Source organism: Floridaenema flaviceps BLCC-F50, from assembly GCF_041929275.2.
Taxonomy (GTDB): domain Bacteria; phylum Cyanobacteriota; class Cyanobacteriia; order Cyanobacteriales; family Aerosakkonemataceae; genus Floridanema; species Floridanema flaviceps.
Genome location: NZ_JBHFNR020000001.1, coordinates 2306054 through 2327004, shown reverse-complemented (window position 1 = coordinate 2327004; position 20951 = coordinate 2306054). Strand labels below are relative to the sequence as shown.

32 protein-coding genes and 3 pseudogenes are annotated in these 20951 nt (G+C 37.8%); 21 read left to right on the top strand and 14 right to left on the bottom strand.

The genetic code is table 11. The features are described from left to right. The first annotated feature begins 2 nt into the window (after positions 1 to 2). The 4 genes from ACE1CI_RS11190 (at position 3) to ACE1CI_RS11175 (ending at position 1935) form a co-directional block, all read left to right on the top strand. A complete protein-coding gene (locus tag ACE1CI_RS11190) occupies positions 3 to 353 on the top strand; it encodes a hypothetical protein (RefSeq protein WP_496615401.1) in 351 nt (116 codons plus the stop codon). Between the two features lie 127 nt (positions 354 to 480). Continuing rightward, positions 481 to 837, top strand: a complete 357-nt coding sequence (locus tag ACE1CI_RS11185; RefSeq protein WP_413261136.1) for a hypothetical protein — start codon at positions 481 to 483, stop codon at positions 835 to 837. Positions 838 to 881: 44 nt separating this feature from the next. Continuing rightward, positions 882 to 1700, top strand: coding sequence for a hypothetical protein (locus ACE1CI_RS11180; RefSeq protein ID WP_413261135.1), 819 nt, complete (start codon positions 882 to 884; stop codon positions 1698 to 1700). A gap of 28 nt (positions 1701 to 1728) precedes the next feature. Continuing rightward, entirely contained in the window at positions 1729 to 1935 is a 207-nt protein-coding gene (locus ACE1CI_RS11175) for a hypothetical protein (RefSeq protein WP_496615400.1), read from the top strand. A gap of 46 nt (positions 1936 to 1981) precedes the next feature. Here ACE1CI_RS11175 and ACE1CI_RS11170 read toward each other — a convergent pair whose 3' ends face one another. Further along, positions 1982 to 2503, bottom strand: coding sequence for a GNAT family N-acetyltransferase (locus ACE1CI_RS11170; RefSeq protein WP_413261134.1), 522 nt, complete (start codon positions 2501 to 2503; stop codon positions 1982 to 1984). An 84-nt stretch (positions 2504 to 2587) separates the two neighbouring features. Then, the gene (locus tag ACE1CI_RS11165; protein WP_413261133.1) at positions 2588 to 3526 is read right to left on the bottom strand and encodes a DMT family transporter; all 939 of its coding nucleotides are present in this window, start codon (positions 3524 to 3526) and stop codon (positions 2588 to 2590) included. 37 nt (positions 3527 to 3563) lie between these two features. Here ACE1CI_RS11165 and ACE1CI_RS11160 point away from each other — a divergent pair, with 37 nt between their 5' ends. Then, positions 3564 to 3914, top strand: a complete 351-nt coding sequence (locus tag ACE1CI_RS11160; protein ID WP_413261132.1) for a hypothetical protein — start codon at positions 3564 to 3566, stop codon at positions 3912 to 3914. Between the two features lie 222 nt (positions 3915 to 4136). Next, entirely contained in the window at positions 4137 to 4370 is a 234-nt protein-coding gene (locus ACE1CI_RS11155) for a Nif11-like leader peptide family natural product precursor (protein ID WP_413261131.1), read from the top strand. Positions 4371 to 4464: 94 nt separating this feature from the next. On the opposite strand, the gene ACE1CI_RS11150 is transcribed toward ACE1CI_RS11155, so the two are convergent. Beyond that, on the bottom strand, positions 4465 to 4872 hold the full coding sequence (locus ACE1CI_RS11150; protein WP_413261130.1) for a phosphomannose isomerase type II C-terminal cupin domain: 408 nt from the start codon (positions 4870 to 4872) through the stop codon (positions 4465 to 4467). Positions 4873 to 5016: 144 nt separating this feature from the next. Here ACE1CI_RS11150 and ACE1CI_RS11145 point away from each other — a divergent pair, with 144 nt between their 5' ends. From ACE1CI_RS11145 to ACE1CI_RS11130, 4 genes are all read left to right on the top strand, one after another. Continuing rightward, positions 5017 to 5832: an SIMPL domain-containing protein gene (locus tag ACE1CI_RS11145; protein WP_413261129.1), complete on the top strand. Its 816-nt coding sequence runs from the start codon at positions 5017 to 5019 to the stop codon at positions 5830 to 5832. A gap of 278 nt (positions 5833 to 6110) precedes the next feature. Next, positions 6111 to 8186, top strand: a complete 2076-nt coding sequence (locus ACE1CI_RS11140; protein WP_413261128.1) for a dynamin family protein — start codon at positions 6111 to 6113, stop codon at positions 8184 to 8186. Positions 8187 to 8240: 54 nt separating this feature from the next. After that, a complete protein-coding gene (locus tag ACE1CI_RS11135) occupies positions 8241 to 10319 on the top strand; it encodes a dynamin family protein (protein WP_413261127.1) in 2079 nt (692 codons plus the stop codon). Between the two features lie 67 nt (positions 10320 to 10386). Continuing rightward, positions 10387 to 12060: a dynamin family protein gene (locus tag ACE1CI_RS11130; RefSeq protein WP_413261126.1), complete on the top strand. Its 1674-nt coding sequence runs from the start codon at positions 10387 to 10389 to the stop codon at positions 12058 to 12060. 151 nt (positions 12061 to 12211) lie between these two features. On the opposite strand, the gene ACE1CI_RS11125 is transcribed toward ACE1CI_RS11130, so the two are convergent. Together ACE1CI_RS11125 and ACE1CI_RS11120 are read right to left on the bottom strand one after the other, a co-directional pair. Continuing rightward, entirely contained in the window at positions 12212 to 12385 is a 174-nt protein-coding gene (locus ACE1CI_RS11125; RefSeq protein WP_413261138.1) for a type II toxin-antitoxin system RelE family toxin, read from the bottom strand. Positions 12386 to 12476: 91 nt separating this feature from the next. Beyond that, a complete protein-coding gene (locus ACE1CI_RS11120) occupies positions 12477 to 12680 on the bottom strand; it encodes a RelB antitoxin-like protein (RefSeq protein WP_413261125.1) in 204 nt (67 codons plus the stop codon). Between the two features lie 159 nt (positions 12681 to 12839). Between ACE1CI_RS11120 and ACE1CI_RS11115 the strand changes: the two genes are divergently transcribed. The 8 genes and pseudogenes from ACE1CI_RS11115 to ACE1CI_RS11080 form a co-directional block, all read left to right on the top strand. After that, entirely contained in the window at positions 12840 to 13070 is a 231-nt protein-coding gene (locus ACE1CI_RS11115) for a hypothetical protein (protein ID WP_413261124.1), read from the top strand. Further along, positions 13063 to 13347: a type II toxin-antitoxin system RelE family toxin gene (locus ACE1CI_RS11110; protein WP_413261123.1), complete on the top strand. Its 285-nt coding sequence runs from the start codon at positions 13063 to 13065 to the stop codon at positions 13345 to 13347. Before ACE1CI_RS11115 ends, ACE1CI_RS11110 begins: the two co-directional genes overlap by 8 nt. A 195-nt stretch (positions 13348 to 13542) precedes the next feature. Further along, entirely contained in the window at positions 13543 to 13845 is a 303-nt protein-coding gene (locus tag ACE1CI_RS11105; protein ID WP_413261122.1) for a UPF0175 family protein, read from the top strand. Between the two features lie 19 nt (positions 13846 to 13864). Beyond that, a complete protein-coding gene (locus tag ACE1CI_RS11100) occupies positions 13865 to 14116 on the top strand; it encodes a type II toxin-antitoxin system HicA family toxin (protein WP_413261121.1) in 252 nt (83 codons plus the stop codon). Beyond that, positions 14106 to 14360, top strand: coding sequence for a type II toxin-antitoxin system HicB family antitoxin (locus ACE1CI_RS11095; protein WP_413261120.1), 255 nt, complete (start codon positions 14106 to 14108; stop codon positions 14358 to 14360). Before ACE1CI_RS11100 ends, ACE1CI_RS11095 begins: the two co-directional genes overlap by 11 nt. A 280-nt stretch (positions 14361 to 14640) precedes the next feature. After that, the gene (locus ACE1CI_RS11090; protein ID WP_413261119.1) at positions 14641 to 15096 is read left to right on the top strand and encodes a hypothetical protein; all 456 of its coding nucleotides are present in this window, start codon (positions 14641 to 14643) and stop codon (positions 15094 to 15096) included. A 1-nt stretch (position 15097) separates the two neighbouring features. Further along, positions 15098 to 15622 carry a hypothetical protein gene (locus tag ACE1CI_RS11085; RefSeq protein WP_413261118.1) on the top strand — a complete coding sequence of 175 codons (525 nt, stop codon included), beginning with the start codon at positions 15098 to 15100 and terminating at the stop codon, positions 15620 to 15622. 467 nt (positions 15623 to 16089) lie between these two features. Next, positions 16090 to 16305, top strand: a pseudogene (locus ACE1CI_RS11080) (ATP-binding protein); the annotation flags it as partial. Positions 16306 to 16400: 95 nt separating this feature from the next. Here ACE1CI_RS11080 and ACE1CI_RS11075 read toward each other — a convergent pair. The 5 genes and pseudogenes from ACE1CI_RS11075 to ACE1CI_RS11055 form a co-directional block, all read right to left on the bottom strand. Next, the gene (locus tag ACE1CI_RS11075; protein ID WP_413261117.1) at positions 16401 to 17351 is read right to left on the bottom strand and encodes an RpnC/YadD family protein; all 951 of its coding nucleotides are present in this window, start codon (positions 17349 to 17351) and stop codon (positions 16401 to 16403) included. Positions 17352 to 17418: 67 nt separating this feature from the next. Continuing rightward, on the bottom strand, positions 17419 to 17568 hold the full coding sequence (locus tag ACE1CI_RS11070) for a type II toxin-antitoxin system VapC family toxin (protein ID WP_413261116.1): 150 nt from the start codon (positions 17566 to 17568) through the stop codon (positions 17419 to 17421). A gap of 2 nt (positions 17569 to 17570) precedes the next feature. Then, the gene (locus tag ACE1CI_RS11065) at positions 17571 to 17792 is read right to left on the bottom strand and encodes a type II toxin-antitoxin system Phd/YefM family antitoxin (protein ID WP_413261115.1); all 222 of its coding nucleotides are present in this window, start codon (positions 17790 to 17792) and stop codon (positions 17571 to 17573) included. Positions 17793 to 17844: 52 nt separating this feature from the next. Continuing rightward, positions 17845 to 17961 (bottom strand): annotated as a pseudogene (locus ACE1CI_RS11060) (type II toxin-antitoxin system HicA family toxin); the annotation flags it as partial. 113 nt (positions 17962 to 18074) lie between these two features. Beyond that, complete coding sequence (locus tag ACE1CI_RS11055) at positions 18075 to 18677, bottom strand: Uma2 family endonuclease (protein ID WP_413261114.1); 603 nt, start codon at positions 18675 to 18677, stop codon at positions 18075 to 18077. A gap of 162 nt (positions 18678 to 18839) precedes the next feature. On the opposite strand from ACE1CI_RS11055, the gene ACE1CI_RS11050 reads away from it, so the two are divergent. Both ACE1CI_RS11050 and ACE1CI_RS11045 read left to right on the top strand, forming a co-directional pair. After that, on the top strand, positions 18840 to 19088 hold the full coding sequence (locus ACE1CI_RS11050; protein WP_413261113.1) for a type II toxin-antitoxin system RelN family antitoxin: 249 nt from the start codon (positions 18840 to 18842) through the stop codon (positions 19086 to 19088). After that, positions 19081 to 19260, top strand: coding sequence for a hypothetical protein (locus tag ACE1CI_RS11045; protein WP_413261112.1), 180 nt, complete (start codon positions 19081 to 19083; stop codon positions 19258 to 19260). The genes ACE1CI_RS11050 and ACE1CI_RS11045 overlap by 8 nt, the downstream gene beginning before the upstream one ends. Before the next feature lie 33 nt (positions 19261 to 19293). On the opposite strand, the gene ACE1CI_RS11040 is transcribed toward ACE1CI_RS11045, so the two are convergent. The 4 genes and pseudogenes from ACE1CI_RS11040 to ACE1CI_RS11025 all read right to left on the bottom strand — a co-directional run bounded on the left by ACE1CI_RS11040 (position 19294) and on the right by ACE1CI_RS11025 (position 20137). Next, a complete protein-coding gene (locus ACE1CI_RS11040) occupies positions 19294 to 19533 on the bottom strand; it encodes a type II toxin-antitoxin system HicA family toxin (protein WP_413261111.1) in 240 nt (79 codons plus the stop codon). Beyond that, positions 19526 to 19792, bottom strand: coding sequence for a type II toxin-antitoxin system HicB family antitoxin (locus tag ACE1CI_RS11035; RefSeq protein WP_413261110.1), 267 nt, complete (start codon positions 19790 to 19792; stop codon positions 19526 to 19528). Before ACE1CI_RS11035 ends, ACE1CI_RS11040 begins: the two co-directional genes overlap by 8 nt. A 43-nt stretch (positions 19793 to 19835) precedes the next feature. Beyond that, a pseudogene (locus ACE1CI_RS11030) lies at positions 19836 to 19943 on the bottom strand (type II toxin-antitoxin system PemK/MazF family toxin); the annotation flags it as partial. Continuing rightward, positions 19937 to 20137: a DUF2281 domain-containing protein gene (locus tag ACE1CI_RS11025; RefSeq protein ID WP_413261108.1), complete on the bottom strand. Its 201-nt coding sequence runs from the start codon at positions 20135 to 20137 to the stop codon at positions 19937 to 19939. The pseudogene ACE1CI_RS11030 and the gene ACE1CI_RS11025, both read right to left, overlap by 7 nt. Positions 20138 to 20515: 378 nt before the next feature. On the opposite strand from ACE1CI_RS11025, the gene ACE1CI_RS11020 reads away from it, so the two are divergent. After that, positions 20516 to 20935, top strand: a complete 420-nt coding sequence (locus ACE1CI_RS11020) for an NUDIX domain-containing protein (protein ID WP_413261107.1) — start codon at positions 20516 to 20518, stop codon at positions 20933 to 20935. Positions 20936 to 20951: the final 16 nt, after the last annotated feature.

Genomic DNA, 20951 nt, shown 5'->3' with positions numbered 1-20951 from the left:
TATTGAGGAAAAGGGTATTAATTAAATTCACTTATTTGGATAATGAGAATGGGTATGACTTGCGGATCTTAGCTCAGTCAGAAATAGAAGCCATCAATGTCTGTAAAAAGATCGTTGGCATCCGCGACCACGCTTTCAATGAGGAAAACTTTAAAGAACATATTCCCCATAAAGCTTCTATCAACGTGCCGAGCACTGAAACAGTTTATGGCGAGATGCGGCGTAAGCGACGGTGGCGACCGACTGGGACGGTTAAGTTCCGCTGGGTTTCCATGTCGCTCTATGGAGTAGACAAGGGCCTATTGCTTTATGACCCATTTAGTCGGATCAATGACTACCCGCTCGTTAGGTAATTCAATTGATATCTCGAATTTATTTTGAGTTTATCTCCGAAGCACGGAGAACTATAGTTTTCCTCCTAGCTTTGTAGTCAAGGTGCAGATGCTACGGTGATTTGAGTTGAATTTTTGAAAATTTGTTATGGCAAACCCGAAAGAGTTATATTCGCTAAAAGTTGGAAGCAACCAAGTTGCTTTAGTGCGTCGTCAGAAAGATAATATTGACCAGATTAATGAAATCATGGGTTGGACTGAAGTAACAGGCGATCTTCCTGAAAACATAGCAATCGTGGCTGAAGGGATATCAGGAGCGATGGAAAGAGGTTGTTTTCCCGTTGCTATTACCTACCGCATCAGTCCCACAAAGAAACAGCGTACAATTATGCTGTGTTCCCCAGAGAAAGCTGATACCGCGTTAGATAATTTGATTGGAAAGACTTATGCTGGCAAAAGGATTGTTAAGGCAACACCAGTGCGCCGTGTCAGTTACGAGTACTAATAGATAATTTTTATTAGTCCATTTAATTAGGAGAAAAAAAGAAAATGGAAAAATTTGCAATTGTTGCAGTTAACGAAAAAGGTGAAGCGGTTGAGTTTTTCAGTGGAGCAACCTTTGTCCCAAATCAAAAAGATATTGCTGTCTATGATGATAAATCGAAGGCCAAATTTTATCTCGGTCGGGCATATCAGTCTTTTACAGATAAGGAAATTAAGCTAATTTCGGTAAACGTGGAACTGTCTCTCAATGTTCCAGTAGCAACTGCTCCTGTACTTGTAGTAGAAAATGCTTTTAATGTGTTAGAAACAAAAATCAGTCAAATTCCCACTACTGATTTATCAACAGTAAACACAAAACTTGATAATATTTTGAGTCAAATAAGTACTATTAAACAAAATAATGCCACAATTCAATATAGACAATTAACGCTAAACGCTTCTTTCCTACCGGGGGGAGTGTGGGCAGTAGCGCCCACAAATCTTACTGCTATTACTGATGGTGATGAATCAACCTCTACAAACACATTTCAAACGGCTGATGGAGCTTGGGCTGAAGGGTGGGTAGATGTAATTCCTTCGGTGACGTTGCCTGCGCTCACCCGACTAAAAACCAAAATTTTGATAGCTAATTCAGCCTCTATGAGAAGTTATTCTGAAGTCTCAGTTTTTAATTCTGCGAGTAATTCTTTCATTCCCATTTGGGCAAACGAAGATCCGGTTTCTGCTAGTGGAAAAATTGTAAATATCGATATTATTATGCCTGTCTCTTATTCAAAAATCAGATATAGAATCATGGATACGACGCAATATTACCCTCAAATGAGCATCTATGATTTAAAAATCTTCGAGTTATTTGTGGCTTAATTTAACTATTGAGCGGGCGGTTGCAAATATGACTATGACAGATGAGGGATCGGTTTTTGACTTTGAAACAGTAGCAGTGGGGTGTACCTGTTTTAGTGGTTGCAGTTTGTGTTGGTGGTCGGGAGTCAGATATATTACTCAGCGTATTAATCGATCGGATGGTGGAATATCTGGTATTGCCTATCAAACCATTCCTAGCGAAGGGTCCTATCCGGCACTGCTAAGGGAAAGTTAGTCTAGGCGAAGGGTCCCTAAATGCGCGATCGCACTTTTCCCAAACTTCACGTTGGGGATTCATTAAAGTAAGCGGGGTAGCGGACAGTTCCGCCCAAATTATGCAAAGCATCAGGTTTTAGTCCCAAAATCATAAATGCTTCATCTGGAACTGGGAAAGGCGCTTGCACACCAAATTTACTTGCTGTTTGAAAGCCAAACTGTGCATAATAATTGGGATGCCCCAAAACTACGACAATACTATGTCCTAATTCCTGGCATTTAGCTAAACCTATTTCTATTAATTGTCTACCGATACCTTGTCGCTGATGTGCTGGTGTAACGGCTAAAGGTGCTAATGCCAAAGCGGAAATATTTTCTGTTACTGTTTCAATCGAAATTGGGCTAAATAGGATATGACCTAGTATGCGATCGCTTTCTTTAGCTACTATTGAAAGTTCAGGAATAAAGTTTGCCGAATTACGAATCAAGTCAACAAGTTTAGCTTCGTTTGTACCTTCAAAAGCAGCTATCAACACTTCTCGAATAGCAGCAATATCATTTTCAGTTTCACTTGCAAAAGATAACATTGGTCTTACCTTGGTAAACTTGAATCTAGATCCCCGAAGTCTAGATCCCCGACTTCTTCAAGAAGTCGGGGATCTGGGTAATGATTAAAATCTAAACAATAATGCTATACCCACTAAAGCTAATAATACTCCAGCAATGGCGCGAAAACTAACCTTTTCTCCCAACCAAACTGCTATGGGTAAAACAAAAAGTGGACTAGTGGCGTTTAAGGTTTGGGCAATTCCAGCCGGGGCAAATTTTAGAGAAATTTGTTGTAACCAAATTCCTAAGTAAGTGCCAATGAAAGAAGTGAAAATAATGATGACCCATAATTTTATTGTGAGTACAGGTTTGTATTTCTGAATTGGATTTTCCCGATTTTTTTGGTATTTTATTAATATCCAAATTAGCAATAATATCAGTCCAGTGGTTAATCTAATTATGGTACTCCACAGGGGATTAATTGTGCTTTGAGTTAAGGCAAGGCGGGATAAAATTGCACCGATCGCATCTCCAAAAGTTGAGACCATCGCCCAAACAATACCTTGCCAAAAATACTCTTCTTTGCCATTCGTTCCCGGAACTCTTTCACTAACTACCCAAGCTACTCCTAATAGGGTGAGAAAAATTCCGCACCAAGCGGCAACGGTGAGAGTTTCTTGTAAAAAAACTAAAGCTATTAAAGCTACTAATGGCGAGGTGAGTATTTTTAATAACAGCGTGCGTCTTGCGCCTAAAGAGTTAAGCGCCGCAAATAAAGCTGTATCTGCGATCGCAATTCCGATCGCGCCACTGAGTAACAATAACCAAAAAGCTAAAGGATCGATCGCTGGTAAACTCTGTTCTGACAACAAAAGCGTGACTACTAAAAAAACAATTGCGATCGCACCTTTAAGGAAATTTAACTCCAATGGCCTAATGCGTTGTCCCACCTTTGACCAGACTACAGAACCGATCGCCCACAGAAAAGCCGCACTTAGCGCCGCCAGTTCCCCTTTAAAATTCGTCACCCCAAAATTGGGAAAATTTGCTATATAAGACATCAAATAAGCCTAAGTCTCTTAGATTAGGAGTAGAGGAATGAAGTACACTTTCGACATTCTCGGAGTCTCTCCAATTTTATACTTTTTTAATCAACAACAAGAGAGAAAAGAACAAAAATCTCAGACCGGAGTGGAATATGTCGCCGCATACAAATGTACCCTGGACGCATTAATTCAATCTGTAGAAAATGTTCCTAATTACCGAGGTTGGGATTTAGATGACTTAATCAACACGATAGTTAATTTCTGGGTAAATAACTCAGATAGTATCAAATATTGGAAAGAACGCTTAAAAGATGCCGGAAGCGAAAATCTTTTAGTCGGAAGAGTTGCCAATGTCAAATCACTAAAGGCAGAATTTGAAATCCTTCTGGACAAAAATCGTTAAACCCTGAATCATTTTCCCACTGCCAAGGTGTAAAAGTATATCGCATTTGGGCGACGAGCCAAAATCAACCCGGTTGCTAGGAGGTTGAAATTGCTATAATCTCCATCTACAAACCTCTTGACCGGGTTTATTTAGAATTTTTGTTTGGTAATTGGGAGCTTAATTGTTATACTGTTTTAGGTAAAATTAGATAGGTTGTTATTAATAAGGTATTTTCAAAAAATGACCAAAGAAAGTGCCCATAAATTCCTACAAGATGCTACTAGCGATTTGTCCTTAAGAGAAAAGATGAAAGAAGCTAGTAGCCCGGAAGATTTCATTAAAATAGCGGAAAAATTGAACTACACTTTTACAACTCAAGAACTCAGAGATGTGATTTCCGAACATAGTGAAAATGTCACTCTGAGAAGACACACAGGGATTTGGCCTTGGCTGCGTGATGTCAATTGGATTTGAGTTCATCGTCAATAGAATTCTGAGTTTTATTCAGGAGAAAGGGTAAAGCTGAAGGAAAATACTTTTCCCTTTTTCCCGAATCACAGCGAAAATTCTAATGACTATCTGGATCTTCGGAGAAACGAATAATATCATCTTCCCCAAGATATTCTCCATTTTGAACTTCAATCATAACTAGGGGAATAACTCCCGGATTTTCCACACGATGAGGTGTAGAAGCAGGAACATAAGTAGACTGTTTGTGCATTAGCAGAGTTTCTTTTCCATTACAAAGAACTCTAGCTGTACCAGAAACTACAATCCAGTGTTCGCTGCGGTGATAGTGCATCTGGGTGCTAATATGATGACCTGCTTTAAGTTCAATGCGATTAATCCTGTAGCGATCGGTTTCCTCCAAAAGTGTAACAGTTCCCCAAGGTCGAATCCGCGTAGTCACAGGTTCGGAACTTGGAGACAGAGTGGCAATTTGCTCATTTTGTTGATTATCATTTATGGTCGCCATAGCTAGTTCCTCATACAAGGATTTGTAATTTGTTTTATAGCCATATTCTAAGTTGGATACACCATAAGATGACAGGGGGTAGCGAAAATTTAGGTAAAATAACGCAATTTCGGCATTTACAATAATGTTTAGTGGCAACACAAAATGTATCGATTCTTAACAGTATTATCTCAAACTCTGGTTTCTGCCGTAGTGGTGACGGGGCTATGGATATCAGCTAGCAAAACCAGCCTTGCCCAAAATCCCACAGATAAAATTAATGTATCTCAAGTTACGAATGGCGTTACGCCGCAATATTTAATTAACCAACGTGCCATAACTGTAATTGGTCAAGGTCAAGAGAGTGTCCCCGCAGATACCGCCCGCTTGGAATTTCGCTTTGCTTCCCGCAATCCTTCGGATACCCCTGCAAGAAGCACTCCTTCAGTTACGGAGGGTACAGTTTCTCCAGCTGAAGAACCTTTAAAACCTGTGGTTGATGCTTTAGTTGCGATCGCAGTTCCAGCTAATAATATTGAAATTCAAACTAGTTCTTTAGAAAATCCGAAGTTATTCGTAAAAATTGCGAAACCGACTCGCGAAAGAATGCAGGAAGTCGTAAAAACAGCGAATTTAGCCACAGAAACTAGCAACCAATTATTTATTCAAGGCATTAGTGCTGAATATGCCGTAAACAACTGTCAACCATTAGAACGTAATGCACGCCGCAACGCTATCAGAGATGCAGAAACTCAGGTGCGAAGTGTGGCATTAGAAATGGGCGTGCAATTAGGAGAATTGCTGTTAGTCACAGTTTATCCGATCGTTAGTCCCCCTTCTGTTTCCGCTTGCGGCACAAAACAAGCTGTTCCCCTTTCACCTTTTTCTAACCTTAATCAAAGTATTCCCCCTTATGACCCATCTGCCCTGCCAGAGGTACAAGTAAGAAGTCAAGTTAGCGTTACTTACGCCATTAAATAGCTACTTTTTGGGTATTTTTACCTTAATTTAAAATCGCATCCCTCTTGGCAGTAGAGAGTTAATAAAGCTAAATTTGGATAGTCGAAACTGATAGTAATGGTATCCAAGTTCGTTGTGAGCACAAAGCGTGCTACTTTTTCCTCAAGAAAAGACTAAAGTCGTTACAACAAACGGGTTCGTTGTGAGCACAAAGCGTGCTACTTTGTCCTCAAGAAACGACTGAAGTCGTTACAACAAACTTGATATATCTTAACAATCAACTAAATTACTGCAAAATTATGACTTACAAAACTGAATCTGGAAGTTTTATTAGAGATTTAGATCAACTCGCCAAAGCCCGTGCTGATTTTGCTCAATCTTTAAGTAAGATGTCCGCTACTCTTAAAACATCTGAAACTCTAGGAGAAACTGCTTCGGGTGGATTAGGTTTAGCTAAAGATATAGAAGACATAGATTTAGCCAGAAAAAACATTCAAAAAGGTGTATTTCGGCTGTTAGTTTTGGGTGACATGAAACGGGGAAAAAGCACTTTTCTCAATGCTTTAATTGGGGAGAATTTGTTACCTAGTGATGTCAATCCTTGTACGGCAGTGTTGACAGTTTTGCGTTATGGCTCCCAAAAGAAGGTAACAGTTTATTTTAAAGATGACAAACCTGCCAAACAACTAAATTTTGCTACTTTTAAACAAGAATACACCATCGATCCTGATGAAGCTAAAAAATTAGAAGCCGATAAAAAATTAGCTTTTCCTAATGTAGAGTATGCGGTGGTGGAGTATCCTTTACCTTTGTTAGAAAAAGGAATTGAAATTGTTGATAGTCCGGGATTAAATGATACAGAAGCGCTCAACAAATTATCTCTAAGTTACATCAATAATTGCCACGCAATTCTATTTGTATTTAGAGCCGATCAACCTTGCACTTTGGCAGAACGGCGTTACTTAGAAAATTATATTAAAGGTCGAGGTTTAACAGTTTTCTTTTTAATTAATGCTTGGGATGAAATCACCAAGGGATTAATCGATCCTGATGATACTGAAGCAATAGAAGCGGCTGAAGAAAAGGTGCGGCAAGTATTTAAGAGCTATTTGGCTGAATATTGTCAGGTGGAAGGGTTTGATATTTATGATGAAAGAGTGTTTGAAATTTACTCTTTAAAAGCTTTGCGGCAACGGATAAAAAACCCGGAAAGTGCTTTAGAAGGAACGGGATTTCCAGAGTTTATTGCTGCTTTAAATACGTTTTTAACTAGGGAAAGAGCGATCGCAGAATTGCGCCAAACTAAAACCTTAGCCCGCCTAATTTACAATCATGTACATGAGGCAATTGAAAGGCGAATACCTTTGTTAGGGCAAGATGTTGAGGAGTTGAAAAGGCGGATTAATTCAGTTGAACCAGAGTTTAAGGAATTGATGGAAATTCGCGATCGCTTCCAGGGAGATATTATCACTATGAGAGATAGTAAGGCAAGAGCGATCGCCGATTCTTTCCGTTCTTACATTTTGAATTTAGGCAATACTTTTGAAACAGATTTCTTACAATATCAACCAACAATAGGATTTCTAGATTCTTTAATTCAAGATAGAAGAGAAGAATTTAACGCCGCTTGTAAACGAGCATTTGAACAATACATAAAAGACAAAATTTCCGCTTGGGAACTAACTGCTGAACGAGAAATACATGATGGCTTTGCTATCTTATCTAGAACGGCGGCTGAGTATGGTTCAGCATATACCAAAGTAGCCAACACAATCAGCGAAAAATTAACCGGAAACGTATTTGCCGGACAAAATTTAGGTTATGAAAACAACTCTCTCAGTTGGGCAAGTTGGGCAATGGGATTTTTCTCATTAATCACAGGTAACGTTGCTGGTATAGCCCTAGCTGGTGCTGGTTTTGACTGGAAAAACATTCTAGTAAACTGGCTAGCAGCCATTGGAATTAGTAGCTTTCTCCTAATTTTCACAGGCACATTTTTAGGCCCAATAGGAATTGCTTTGGTTGGCTTAGGAATAGGCGCTTTACAAGCAGATCAAGCCAGGAAAGAAGTTATTAAAGCCACCAAAAAAGAGTTTGTCAAATATCTTCCCCAACTAGCACAACAACAATGGGAACCCATTCACCAAGCCGTTAAAGACTGTTTTAATAGCTATGAACAAGAAGTCAACAAACGGATCAATGAAGACATCAAATCTCGGCAAGCAGAGTTAGATAACTTGCTCAAACAAAAGGAATCACAAGAAATTAATTACCATGCTGAATCCAATCGCCTGAGAACTCTAGACAAAGAGATTTTATCCGAATATCAGAATTTGGAATCAGTTTATGAAGGCTTAACTTCATATTATGCGTGATATCCTGGAAAAAGAGATCGCACTTGCTCCTGTCGAATTTATTGGTGCCACGAAATGAGTTACAAAATTGAAACTGACCGTTTTCTTAACGATTTGGAAAAAGTTGCCCAAGCACGCAGCGAAGTAGCTAAATCCTTCAACCGCATGACTGAAACTCTGGAAAAAGCCGAAATGGAAGGCAAAAAATCTTCTGGGGCACTTGGTTTAGAAAGAGAGATAGAAGATGTCAAAGTAGCTAGTCAAAACTACCAAAAAGGTGTATTTCGTCTTCTCGTTTTAGGCGATATGAAACGAGGAAAAAGCACTTTTTTAAATGCCTTAATAGGCGAGAATTTATTACCCAGTGATGTGAATCCCTGTACAGCAGTGTTAACGTTACTCCGCTATGGCCCAGAGAAGAAAGTAACGGTTTATTTTAAAGATGGAAAAAGTCCAAAGGAGTTGGATTTTAAGAGTTTTAAACAAGATTATACGATCGATCCTGCCGAAGCCAAAAGACTGGAACAAGAAAAGAAACAAGCCTTTCCCGATGTTGATTATGCCATAGTTGAATACCCATTACCTTTGTTAGAAAAAGGTGTAGAAATTGTTGATAGTCCAGGGTTAAACGATACAGAAGCAAGAAATGAATTATCGCTGGGTTATATCAATAATTGTCATGCAATTTTGTTTGTTTTAAGAGCATCCCAACCTTGCACGCTTGGGGAACGTCGCTACTTAGAAAACTATATCAAAGATCGGGGTTTAAGCGTGTTCTTTTTAATTAATGCTTGGGATCAAGTTCGAGAAAGTTTAATTGACCCCGACGATCTAGAAGAATTGCAAGAATCTGAAGATAGATTGCGGCGAGTTTTCCAAGCTAACTTAGGCGAATATTGTGTAATCGATGGTCAAGATCTTTATGAAGAAAGAGTATTTGAAATTTCCGCAATTAAGGCATTAAGGAAACGTATAAAACAGCCTTTAGCTTCTCTAGAAGGTACAGGTTTTCCCGAATTTATGGGCGCACTGAATACATTTTTAACCAAAGAAAGGGCTATTTCCGAATTGCGACAAGCCAGAACTTTGGCGCGTCAAACTAGTACCCGTGTGCAAGAAGCTGTGTCAATACGAATTCCCTTGTTAGAACAAGATGTTCAACAGTTGAAAGAAAGGATTAGTTCCGTTGAACCAGAGTTTAAAAAATTGACCAATATCCGCGATCAATTTAAGCAAGAAATTCAAAATTTGGGGGAGAGTAAAGCTAAGGATATCGCAGATTCTTTCCGGTCTTACGTGCTAAACTTAGGTAATACTTTTGAATCCGACTTTACCCGCTATCAACCCGATCTAAAATTCATGGATTTTTTGAGTAAAAGTCGCAGAGAAGCCTTTGAAAATGCACTCAAACAAGCATTCGAGCAATACATTAATGATAAGCTCTCTGCCTGGAGTTTGACTGCGGAAAAAGAAATGGATAGCGCTTTTTTATTATTAGCTAAAAGTGCAGAAAATTACGGTGCTTCTTATAGCAAAGTCACCAATACAATTACTGAGAAATTAACCGGAAAAAAAGTCCAAACCGCAGGCAATTCATTACCAGAAGATAACTCTCCCGCTTGGGCAAAATGGGCAATGGGACTTTTTTCCTTAGCTAGTGGTAATTTTGCAGGTGTGGCAATGGCGGGGGCAGGATTTGATTGGAAAAATATCCTGTTAAACTTAATTACAGTGTTTGGTATTAGCACCATTATTGGTAGTGTAACTGGCATTATTTTAAGCCCATTATACCTAGCTTTATTAGGAATGGGTGTAGGAGTTTTGCAAGCAGATCAAGCAAGAAAAGAATTAGTAAAAGCTGCGAAAAAAGAGTTAGTAAAACATCTCCCCCAAGTAGCGCAAGAACAATGGCAACCAATTCACGATGCAGTCAAAGAATGCTTTAATGTTTATGATAAGGAAGTTAGCGATCGCATCAACGACGACATTAACTCCCGCAAAGCCGAACTAGATAATTTACTCAAACAAAAAGAATCCTACGAAATTAATCGAGATAACGAACTTAAACGTCTCAAAACTATTGAATCAGACATCTTTTCTGACTTCAAAAAAATCGATTCAGTCTACGATGATTTGCTACAAGCTGTTGCTTAAATAGCTGTTTACTCCCCTTGCGGGGAGTAAAATATTATAATCATTTGCAAAAAATACGGGTGGTAATATGGAACAAGAACACAACTATAAAACATTAGTAAATAATCTCCAAACAGCATTAACATTGCTGGAAATAGATAAAAACTCTCAGCTTTATCAAGATACCATTTCCGTTTGCAATCATCTATCTAAACCAGGATTTCAAATAGCCGTTTTCGGCCCATTTAATTACGGAAAATCAACCTTAATTAATGCCATTCTCGGCAATCGTGCCTTACCAATTGATATTATACCCACAACAGGTGCAGCGATTTCCGTCAAATACGGCGATGAATTAAAAACTAAAATTACCTTTATAGATGGCAGACAAATTAATCAAAATGGCACAGAAATTCTTAAAGAATTTGCTATTTTAGATGGCGATCGAAGAATGCGAGAAGATGTCGCCTCAGTGCAAGTTTTTTGTCCTCATCCACTCCTGCAAAATAATGTTGAATTACTCGACTTACCAGGAACAAACGACAGAGAAGCGCAAGATAAATTAGTTCGTGACAAACTGCTAACAGCAGATTTAATTATTCAAGTATTAGATAGTCGTCAATTGATGACTTTAACCGAACGAGAAAAACTGCATGATTGGTTAATTGATAGAGGCATCAAAACCATAGTTTTTGTTGTTAACTTTCTCAATCTATTGGAAGCAGAAGACCAAAAAGAAGTTTACAAACGCTTGCGATTTGTAGCAGAAAGCTTTCGTGCAGATCTACCTTCAAACATCAGTAACCTTTACCGAGTTGATGCACTTCCCGCCTTAAGATCGAGATTAAAAGGCGATGTTGCAGCCGCACAAAGTAGCGGTTTAGTTATGTTTGAATCTGCTTTGCAAAGTATTTTGGCAGCAAAACAGGAAAAAATGGAAGATATTCGTTTACCCCGTGTCGTAACAATTGCCACTCAAATCAAACAATCCTTGCAAGCAAAAGCACAAAACATCGCCAGTGAATTAGAAACTATTGAAAACAAACACAACGCCAAAATTGAGATTCAACAAAAAGCAGAGAAACTAATTAAACAAGGTTTTATAACGAGTGTTTTAGAATTACGCAACTGGCTAGACGAGCAAACACTTTTATATCGCTATCAATCGGAAGCTACTGCGGCACTGCAACAAGGTCAATTTAGCAATTGGGAAAGAAATTTTTTGCAACCAAAATTAGTTCAATTACAAGAATCAATTGTCAAATGGGTAACGCAAGCTAGCGAATTTTTCAATCGTCCTCAACCCGAAACTCTCTCAATTACATTCCCGACTCACCCCCAAGTAAATTTGCCAAATAAACCAACCAATTCTGACAGTTTTGCTGACACTGCTTCGGTAGGTGTCGCCACTGGTTTAGGTTGGGTTTTGGGTGGCCCAGTGGGTGCTGCTGTTGTTGGTAGTGCCGCTTATATTTTGAATAAAAGCCTTAACAATGACAATCAACAAACCACAGAACAAAGTTATCACAATCAACTATTACAACTATATACCGATGCTGCAAAAGATTATTTAATTCGCTTTAGCAAAGAATCTCTTGAGAAGTTAGTAAAATATCAGGAAAATGCTGAGAAAATCATCAATTTTCAAATGCCGGAACCGCCTTTAGATGTTACTACTAAGCGATCGCAACTAACTTTGTTAAATGGTTGCAAAGAAAATATCGATCGCGAATTAGACTCACTAAAAACAGGTTTAACATAATCATCCTAAGACACTAACTTTTTTGGTGTGATTTAAATGGTGAGATTGGCGATCGCATTTGGGGAGTGAAATGTGCGATCGCGTAGCCTGTACTCTATTCACCTATCGTAAGTGTGGTACGATACACCTACGGTGGGCTATGCCAACGCATTTAAGGAAAATAGCGATAAAATTCCTTTCGGTGTAGTACCCGGTAAAATATGACTGTTTCACTATCAAATGTAAAACCAATGCGATAATCACCGACACGAATTCGATAAGCATTTTCGTATCCTTTTAGCTTTTTCAAATTGGTGAGATCCTCAAAACTAGGTAGGTTGGGTATCTCTTCAAAAACCAGTGCTTTAATAGACTCAAAAACAGGCGTACTTTCAGTGCTTTGAGATCTTTCACAAAACTAGGTAGATACTCTGTATTCACTCTTTCTCCAGTTCTGCTAATGCTTCATCTAAAGTAAGCCCAGTTTCGCCTTTTACTTCATTCATAGCGCGGATCAATCCTTCATCTTCGATCGCTTCTAGAAGATGCTGATAATCACTAAAATCGATCACAACTTTTTGGATTGTACCTTCAATGTCAACGATCAACTCTTTTACAAATGGGTAATCTTCAGCTTTCATCAGAGTTTTGGTTTTGATAGTTATGTTATTAATTTAGCGCGATCGCCTAGCCTGTGATCTATTCACCTTTTCCTCTTTAACTTCTTGCAGCAACATACAGCTACTCCAACATCTGCTGTTACAGGTTAAAATGATGAAATAATCAAACTGTTATTACCAATGAATACTGACCAAATGCGCCTTCAAGTTAAGGAATACGTCGATCGATTATCCCCCGAACGATTGCGTGTTGCCGCTGATTTCTTAGCTTATTTAGCAGAACGCGAGAGTAATGAAGCAACAGAAGAATTATTAGAAATTCCCGGTTTTATTGAAGCTTTTGAGCGGGGAAAACAGGATGTTGCTGCGGGAAGGGTGACTGATTGGCGAAAAGTACGAGACGATGTATAGAGTTCAGTTGTCCTCTGAAGCAGAAAATTTTTATGCAGCTGTTAATCTTCCCTTAGCTAAAAAGTTAGCTAGATGCTTTGAAAGACTTGAAGAAGATCCTCGAAATCATCCAAATATTAAGGCTTTAAAAGGCAATTTTGCTGGTTATTACCGTTACCGTGTGGGTGATTATAGAGTAGTTTATTACATTGAACAAAATGTTGCTTCTGATATTGAAGAAGAAGAAGGTCGAGTGATTGTAATTTTGATTGCTCATAGAAGTGAAGTATATGAGTAACTGTGGTGCGATCGATCGCATCAAATCAAAAAACTTTGTAGGGTGCGTCAGATAGTTAACTTAATTATCTCATCAATAACTTTTTTGGTTTGATGGAAAGTATGAGATGGGCGATCGCATATAACAAACACACATCATCCAAACCTCTGCCAAAAAACGCTATCCTTTTAAACATAAGCCTTACTAGCAAAACTTATGCAAATTACCCTCGAACTTCCCGATGATATCGCCAATAAACTACAACTGCAACGCACCAACATTTCCCGCAGAGTTTTAGAATTGATTGCAGCCGATTATTATCGCCAAGGTAGGATTGGAGCAGCCGAAGTTCACCGAATGCTGAACTTTTCTTCCCGATGGGAAACATATCAATTCTTGAAACAAGAACAAGCTTACTTACCCTACACTGAAGAAGATTTAGCAGAAGATATTCAAACGATTAATAACTTACAACGATCGCACGCTACCAACTCCAGCAACCAAGCCCACCTAGTTTAAAAAATGCTACAATTTGCCAATGGGTAAATTAAGTAAATTAATTGAATACCTTCTTTCCCGTCCTCCTGAAGCCAGATTTGAAGAGATTAGTTATGTTTTAGAAGCGTTCGGTTATCAGGAAGTTAGATCGCGGGGAAGTCATCATTCCTTTGAGAATGAACAAGGAGAAGTTATTATTATCCCTAAAAAAGGCGGGAAAAAAGTTAAACGAACTTATATTGAAGAAACCATTAGATTACTAGATTTAGAAAACTGGAAAGATGACAACTAATTCTCAGCTAGAACATCAACCTTTAGAATATTATCTCTCTTTAAAATATCCGATGTCTATTTACCCAGAAGATGATGGAGGATACACAGTAATTATTCCCGATCTTCCAGGTTGTATGAGTCAGGGAGAAAGCTTAGAAGAAGCGATAGAAAATATTAATGAAGCGAGAGAGTTATGGATAGAAACTGTTTATGATAGTGGTAAAAAGCCGATTCCTTTGCCTTCTAAACGAATTGCGCTTTAAAAAGAGCGATCGCACTAACTAACCTCTCTTCCAACCAGATTTAACAGCGCATTTGTTGGGTGAAAAGTGCGTTGGCGTATCGATCGCATATAACCAAAAAACTTTGTAGGGTGCGTCAGATAGTTAACTTGATTATCTCATCAATAACTTTTTTGCGCTGACGCAACTTACGAAATGGGCAATTGCATACAACAAACGCAGATAATTTAAAGAGGTGAATCCTAACTATATATTTTTTTGTTATAATTGCGCTATCAAATTTTAAAAATAGGAGAATTTATTGGCATCGCAGGAGTTAGAATCTATTGAAATTGTTGCAGCAGATATTATTGATTCAACAGTTGAGGTAGGGAGCGATCGTATTTGGCGTGGTAGTGGTAAAGAGCCACAATGGGATAACCCTAAATCAACTAAGGCTTACGATCATATTATCCGGCATCATGGTTCTAAACTCAAATCTAGTAATTTACAAGGGAGGGCAGCCAGTAAAAATCGGGATCAGGGACAATGGTTAAATGAGCAAGATTGGGTAATAGCTGAAAAGTTAATCCCTAAATATTATGGGCAGTATATTATTAAATTTAATCGTCCAATTGGCAGAGTTTATCATCCTGACGGCAGGATTACTGAAAATGTTTATTATGTTGAAATAGGCAGAAATGCTGATGGAACAATTAAATATGCTTATCCAATAGTTAAACCTAAAGAAAAATCTAAAGAAAGCGAGGTAAGTTAGCATGAAAAAAACCAATAATTTTCACTTTAAAATTGCCGATCGCAATTTAGAAAATTATGCCTTACCACCTGACGATCCTCTGGGTGAATTATCTGATTTTGAATTAGGGTTGCGCCGTTTTTGTTATGAGTGCGATCGTCAAGTAATTGTGAAAATTGGTGAAATCCAGTTTACTGTGTTTTTCGACCCTGATATTTGTATGTTATTGGAAGATCGCTTACCCGAACAAATTGGGGAATTAGAACAAGGTAAAACTATTCGTATAGATTTTGCCGAAAGTTATCATCTAACAGTGATTTTAACGCCGATAGATGAGCAAATTCATTGCCAATTAAGGGAATTTGGTAATCCGCATAATCAACAGGATTATGAGTTGGATAAACAGCAAGTTTTAGGAGAGTTAAGGAGGTTTTTGGTTGAGGTGATGCAATTAGCAGTTAATCTAAGTTATGTGAGTTTAGAAGATAGCTCAAGGTTTATTGCTCCAGCTTTTACTGAGCAAGTAAAATCGGTATTAGTAGTGTGATTAAGTTTCAGAAATTAAAGCGACGTTAACTAGTGCGATCGCACTAAATAACCTCTCTTCCAACCAGATTTAATATCGCATTTATTGGATAAAATGTACGTTGGCGTAGCCTGCCGTAGGCGTATCGATCGCATCAAACCAAAAAAACTTTGTAGGGTGCGTCAGATAGTTAACTTGATTATCTCATCAATAAATTTTTTGGCTCTGACGCACCTTACAAACTCTTTGGATAACGGACTGTTAAATAAGAAAATTTTACAGACATATATTGTATTTTTTTCTAATTAATTCAACTGATGATAATAAATCACCCTCAAACTGCCAAGATTCAAATAAATTGGCTTCTACTCTCAAGCCAATATCAAACATTTGAGCGATTTTAACAAAATTAAGATTTTGTTGATGAAATGAAGATTCTAATAATTGGCTAATAAAAGGAAGAAGGCATAATTCAGATTTTTTTTGTGCTAAAACAACAGATTCTTTTAGAATTAAGTAAATTTAATCAACCAACATCAAGAGAAGAATTAAGACAAAGTTTATCCTTGTCGTCAACAGATTTGATTAATGGGTTACAATCCTTGAATAAACGTTATTTACTTAAACCAATAGAATGCGAGAAAATAACGTTTAATTTATCTCCAGTTTTTCGAGAATATGTGAGAAGTAGGGACACGGCATGAAAGAGATAATGTAGGAGTGGCAAATATTAATGATGCCGTGTCCCTACCCCCCACAAACTATACCTCAGAAACCCAGTTTTCTCAACCTCCAAAACCTAATTAAACCTAGCCAACAATTCCGCACGGGATAAATTAGACAATTGCAATAACAAAGTAGTAGAATCTGCTGGCGGTAATGCCAACAAAGGCTCAATAATTGCCGTTAGTTCCTCATCCAATTCCCCAAATTTCGCCCTCAACAAATTTTCCACAAAAATTCGCTGTCCTTGGCGAACACCTTGCCCAATACCTTGCTCAATACCTTGCTCAATACCTTGCTCAATACCTTGCTCAATACCTTGCTGAGTAGCTTCAGCTAAACGTTGTTCGTAAAGTGGTGACAAGCGCATAATTAAATCTTGCTCCTCTGGTTCTAAATTTTGGTTTACCTCTAATATAGTCTTGAGGTTACTTAACAACTCCAACACCACACCCCGTAACGGATCATTTTCTGGAAGTGCTGCCAATTCATCAATTGCTTGTTGCTGCACTTTCCCCTTCCCTAAAATTCGTAACCAAAGTGTTTCTGGCGTTCGTGGTAATTGGTGAATAACGACAATTGCGCCTTTCCAATGTGCAGGGAAAAAATAAATCCCGCTGCCCCAGTTATCTACATCAAGTGTAGCTCCAAAACCTGCCAATAGCGACTCTGATGCAGTAGGAGAAATAATCCAGAGATGAGGTAAATCTGTTTCCTCAACATGGGTATCATTTCGTCTTGCTTGACGTGCCAAAAAAGCAAAAACATCAAACAATTTGCCCATACAGCTACGAACGTCCTCCAGGTTAACCGCATTACGAAAAGGTTCAAAAATCGCCGATGTAGCTGCCAAACGTCCTAGTAATCCCAATTCGGTTGCAGATGTGACTGGTGCCGTAGGTGCAAACCAAACATCGATTTCCCGAACTTCACCAGCAATATTACGACTTGTTTCTACTTCTCCTAATGGTAATAACAATTCTTTCAGATAGTCTTTCGCAAATTGGTCATAAGGAAATACAGTCATTCGATTTTAGATTTGGGATTTTATAGGGGAAATTTGCTGAATTTAATTATAATATTTATCATCAAATTTAAATCTTGATTGCCATTTCCCAAGCACTCGCCACACTGATATATTTTATATTGTTTATATCTTCTATTAAATTTCTAGCAGTATCGCTAAGTTTGGCATTGCCAGAGAAAAACCAAATAAGTGCATGAGTATCTAATAAAACTTGCATCGTTAATCTTCAAATTCTTCTAACGGTGCATCAAAATCATCAGAAATAGAAATGATTCCTTTATCCGTGCCAAATAAAGGAGGACGTTGAGATTTTGGCCCAAGTGGAACTAATTTTAATAAAGGCTGTTGATTTTCTGTAATAATTACTTCTTCTCCATTTAAAGCTAAATCGAATAATTCTGATATTTGGGAAATAGCTTGTGTGATTTCTACGGAAGACATAGCGAACATATCGGGTATGCTATTTTTTGGTAATTAATTATAACATTTCTCACGCCCCCATATCAATAGGAACAACTCTCCGCTCATCCTCAAATTCACGAACATATAAACAACGATCGTCTTTTCCCTCTCTATAAAATCTACAGCCACCTTTTTCCAAAATCTTGATTAGCTAAATAGCGTTTGATTTATCTCCGGTTTTTCGAGAATACCTGAAAAATTTTTCCCAAAATTGATAAAATTTTATCTTGCCGAACATGATAAGAAATACACCATCAAACCTTATTCTTTGCGAATAGCCCGGATGAACTCATTTACAGCATCATACTGATCGGGATATGCAAGGTAGCGCAATAATAAAGATAAGTCTAAATCCGGCAAAAAAGCACTACGGGAAACTTCTTCGTATTCACCAAATTCTTCATTGAAGCGAAATATTCTGATTTGATTAGATTTCCAAAACCAGACTTCAGGAACTCTTTTAGATTTGTATAGCTCACACTTGTCTATTGTTCCACTGGTAACAATAATTTCAATCACAATATCAGGAATTTCTTTATTACTATCAATACAATAAGATTCGTCGGGAGTGCCGGAAGCTTTACCTTCTGTTTCTAAAGTAAATCCACCACGACCATAAAATCGAATACCCTTCTCTCTCATATAAGCTTCCAATAGATAGCCAAAAGTTGTTTTGACAAATTCGTGTCGATCGCCTATTGGAGCCATAATTTCCATTACCCCTGATAAATATGAAAGCTTCACACCAGAGTTGTTTTCCAGCTGTGTTTCTATAGCTTTGAACTGTTCCCAGGAAATGTTGTATAGAACCACCAGTTTTTCTTCTGTTGGCGCACCAAATGGTTTATCTAAAACTGAAACCATTGCTCAACTCCCGCTTATTAGTTGTTTGGTTTTGCCCCTATTCCCTATTATTGCACCATAATGCAGGTTCTAGGTTAGTTTAGAATAGCGATCGCATTTAACAAATCAATACCACCTGTTATGATGAAATTAATTAACTTGACTATTTGAGGAAATACTACAATGCAAGCCTTTGAAGTGATGGGAACAATTGATGAAGAAGGTCAAATAATTTTAGATCATAATTTAAATATTACTACACCAAGTCGGGTTAAAGTGATTGTTTTATTAACTAATGAGTCTGACTCTGAATCCGATCCTGATGATACCCCTGTTGCAGAAATTAAAGCAAGTATAAGACGCTCTTTACAACAAGTAAAAGCCGGACAAACGCGACCTATTTCTGAATTGTGGGAAAGAATAGATGACTAATAATTTCCATCAAATTTCAGTCAGATTTACTAATGAATTTGAAAATGAGTTATATCGGTTATCAAAGAAATATCGCCATATTCGTGCTGATGTTGAACCGATAATAGCGGAAATTCAGAAAGGTAATTTTGTTGGCGAGCGCATTTGGGGAGTGAAATGTGCGATCGCATAGCCTGTGTTATATTCAAATAGCGACATACAACTTCTACCTTAAAAGACTCTCAATTTCTTCATCACTAAATCCAAATTGCCTAAAAATCCGCAACACATAAGCAGGTGACATTTCTCCCGCACCCATATCAATAGGAGCAATTCTCCGTTGCTCCTCAAATTCACGAATATATAAACAATGATCGCCTTTTCCCTCTCTATAAAACGTACAGCCACCTCTTTCCAAAATCTTGATTAGCTGTTTAGGTTTAAGGGAAGGAATATTTTTAGGCATAAACTTTCCTTAATTCATAACTATCTGAACTAACATTTTCGCTTTCAATCAATAAAAATTCATGCAATTCTTCGATAGAAATTGGAGCGCTATAAACATTTGTTTCCGTTTGACAAACATCTTGAAAAGACTCTATAGCCTCTTTAAGTTTACTAATAGAGTCATCTGGATTACTTCCCTGTCCTACTAATCCATTCTCTAAACACAAAGCCACCCAATAACCTCCGCTTTGCCTGAGTACCACCGTGTAAAATTCCATTGCTTCACCTGTTAGTTAATCATATTTATACGATATTTACTCTAGCGCGATCGATTTGGACAATCACTACTGGTCTAATTCCAGATTGTTCTGTACCGATAACTGGATTAAGATCGCATAAAACCACATCTCCCCGCGTCACTGTCACCACTGAATTTCTAAGAGCGCCAAACGTTCTTCATAATCTTCTAAATTGGTCAAATAATTAGCAAAATCTGATTCGACCATTTCTTCCAATTCCCGATTGTGTTTCATTAGTAGGAATTCTACAAAATCATTCACTTCCTGTACTAGAGATTCTGGTAATTGGCGAATTTTTGCTATGGTTTCATCATGTACAGTCATTAGTTTTTCCCTGTCTCATACCTGAATCTAGGATAACTTTGGTGGGGTGAAAGTGCGATACGCCTACGGCAGGCTACGCCAACGCATTTGGGGAGTGAAAAGTGCGATCGCGTAGCCTGTGCTCTATTCACCGATCGAAAATCAGACAACTTACCAATTTCCCCTTTGAGTTCTTGCAGCAACATACAGCTACTCCAATATTTGCTCGTATGTTAATTTTAGTACATAAAAGCCTTTAAAATTTAGACTTCGGGTTAATTAAGAATCCGTGTATCTTCATTTTTAATGTGGTAAAAAACCATCAACAAATAATTGACAATTGATATATTAACACCTATACTTACACTTTATATATCATACCTTAATTGCAGAAATAAAATGAATAAAGCTCGGCGAGGAACGGTCATTATTGAGACCGAAAATGGGATTTTACTCACCAAAATGAAAGGTAATCTTTTTATACTCCCCGGAGGACAAGCAGAGAAAAATGAACCTCGTATTATCACAGCTATACGGGAGTTGAAAGAAGAAACAAACCTGGATGCACAATCAGTTATTTTTTTATTTACTCACGAAAGTACTTATTACTCACATAAGGTTTTTTATATTCAAGCAGAAGGAAAACTCAAGCCTAGAAATGAGATTGAGGAATTGAATTTTACCCATTTAATAGACCCGCAGAATATAACCAAAAGCTCTCATGACATTATTCAACGATTTCTAAGAGAGAAAAACGGTTATTTTGAGCATTTTAAAAAAATGTTTAAATTCCATAACAAAAGTACAACTTTCCATTGAATGTGACCCGCATAAA

Bases quoted from the DNA above. Each gene is read 5' to 3' on its own strand.
- ACE1CI_RS11185 (WP_413261136.1), top strand. From the start codon at position 481: ATGGCAAACCCGAAAGAGTTATATTCGCTAAAAGTTGGAAGCAACCAA.
- ACE1CI_RS11180 (WP_413261135.1), top strand. From the start codon at position 882: ATGGAAAAATTTGCAATTGTTGCAGTTAACGAAAAAGGTGAAGCGGTT.
- ACE1CI_RS11175 (WP_496615400.1), top strand. From the start codon at position 1,729: ATGACTATGACAGATGAGGGATCGGTTTTTGACTTTGAAACAGTAGCA.
- ACE1CI_RS11170 (WP_413261134.1), bottom strand. From the start codon at position 2,503: ATGTTATCTTTTGCAAGTGAAACTGAAAATGATATTGCTGCTATTCGA.
- ACE1CI_RS11165 (WP_413261133.1), bottom strand. From the start codon at position 3,526: ATGTCTTATATAGCAAATTTTCCCAATTTTGGGGTGACGAATTTTAAA.
- ACE1CI_RS11160 (WP_413261132.1), top strand. From the start codon at position 3,564: ATGAAGTACACTTTCGACATTCTCGGAGTCTCTCCAATTTTATACTTT.
- ACE1CI_RS11155 (WP_413261131.1), top strand. From the start codon at position 4,137: ATGACCAAAGAAAGTGCCCATAAATTCCTACAAGATGCTACTAGCGAT.
- ACE1CI_RS11150 (WP_413261130.1), bottom strand. From the start codon at position 4,872: ATGGCGACCATAAATGATAATCAACAAAATGAGCAAATTGCCACTCTG.
- ACE1CI_RS11145 (WP_413261129.1), top strand. From the start codon at position 5,017: ATGTATCGATTCTTAACAGTATTATCTCAAACTCTGGTTTCTGCCGTA.
- ACE1CI_RS11140 (WP_413261128.1), top strand. From the start codon at position 6,111: ATGACTTACAAAACTGAATCTGGAAGTTTTATTAGAGATTTAGATCAA.
- ACE1CI_RS11135 (WP_413261127.1), top strand. From the start codon at position 8,241: ATGAGTTACAAAATTGAAACTGACCGTTTTCTTAACGATTTGGAAAAA.
- ACE1CI_RS11130 (WP_413261126.1), top strand. From the start codon at position 10,387: ATGGAACAAGAACACAACTATAAAACATTAGTAAATAATCTCCAAACA.
- ACE1CI_RS11120 (WP_413261125.1), bottom strand. From the start codon at position 12,680: ATGAAAGCTGAAGATTACCCATTTGTAAAAGAGTTGATCGTTGACATT.
- ACE1CI_RS11115 (WP_413261124.1), top strand. From the start codon at position 12,840: ATGAATACTGACCAAATGCGCCTTCAAGTTAAGGAATACGTCGATCGA.
- ACE1CI_RS11110 (WP_413261123.1), top strand. From the start codon at position 13,063: ATGTATAGAGTTCAGTTGTCCTCTGAAGCAGAAAATTTTTATGCAGCT.
- ACE1CI_RS11105 (WP_413261122.1), top strand. From the start codon at position 13,543: ATGCAAATTACCCTCGAACTTCCCGATGATATCGCCAATAAACTACAA.
- ACE1CI_RS11100 (WP_413261121.1), top strand. From the start codon at position 13,865: ATGGGTAAATTAAGTAAATTAATTGAATACCTTCTTTCCCGTCCTCCT.
- ACE1CI_RS11095 (WP_413261120.1), top strand. From the start codon at position 14,106: ATGACAACTAATTCTCAGCTAGAACATCAACCTTTAGAATATTATCTC.
- ACE1CI_RS11085 (WP_413261118.1), top strand. From the start codon at position 15,098: ATGAAAAAAACCAATAATTTTCACTTTAAAATTGCCGATCGCAATTTA.
- ACE1CI_RS11075 (WP_413261117.1), bottom strand. From the start codon at position 17,351: ATGACTGTATTTCCTTATGACCAATTTGCGAAAGACTATCTGAAAGAA.
- ACE1CI_RS11070 (WP_413261116.1), bottom strand. From the start codon at position 17,568: ATGCAAGTTTTATTAGATACTCATGCACTTATTTGGTTTTTCTCTGGC.
- ACE1CI_RS11065 (WP_413261115.1), bottom strand. From the start codon at position 17,792: ATGTCTTCCGTAGAAATCACACAAGCTATTTCCCAAATATCAGAATTA.
- ACE1CI_RS11055 (WP_413261114.1), bottom strand. From the start codon at position 18,677: ATGGTTTCAGTTTTAGATAAACCATTTGGTGCGCCAACAGAAGAAAAA.
- ACE1CI_RS11050 (WP_413261113.1), top strand. From the start codon at position 18,840: ATGCAAGCCTTTGAAGTGATGGGAACAATTGATGAAGAAGGTCAAATA.
- ACE1CI_RS11045 (WP_413261112.1), top strand. From the start codon at position 19,081: ATGACTAATAATTTCCATCAAATTTCAGTCAGATTTACTAATGAATTT.
- ACE1CI_RS11040 (WP_413261111.1), bottom strand. From the start codon at position 19,533: ATGCCTAAAAATATTCCTTCCCTTAAACCTAAACAGCTAATCAAGATT.
- ACE1CI_RS11035 (WP_413261110.1), bottom strand. From the start codon at position 19,792: ATGGAATTTTACACGGTGGTACTCAGGCAAAGCGGAGGTTATTGGGTG.
- ACE1CI_RS11025 (WP_413261108.1), bottom strand. From the start codon at position 20,137: ATGACTGTACATGATGAAACCATAGCAAAAATTCGCCAATTACCAGAA.
- ACE1CI_RS11020 (WP_413261107.1), top strand. From the start codon at position 20,516: ATGAATAAAGCTCGGCGAGGAACGGTCATTATTGAGACCGAAAATGGG.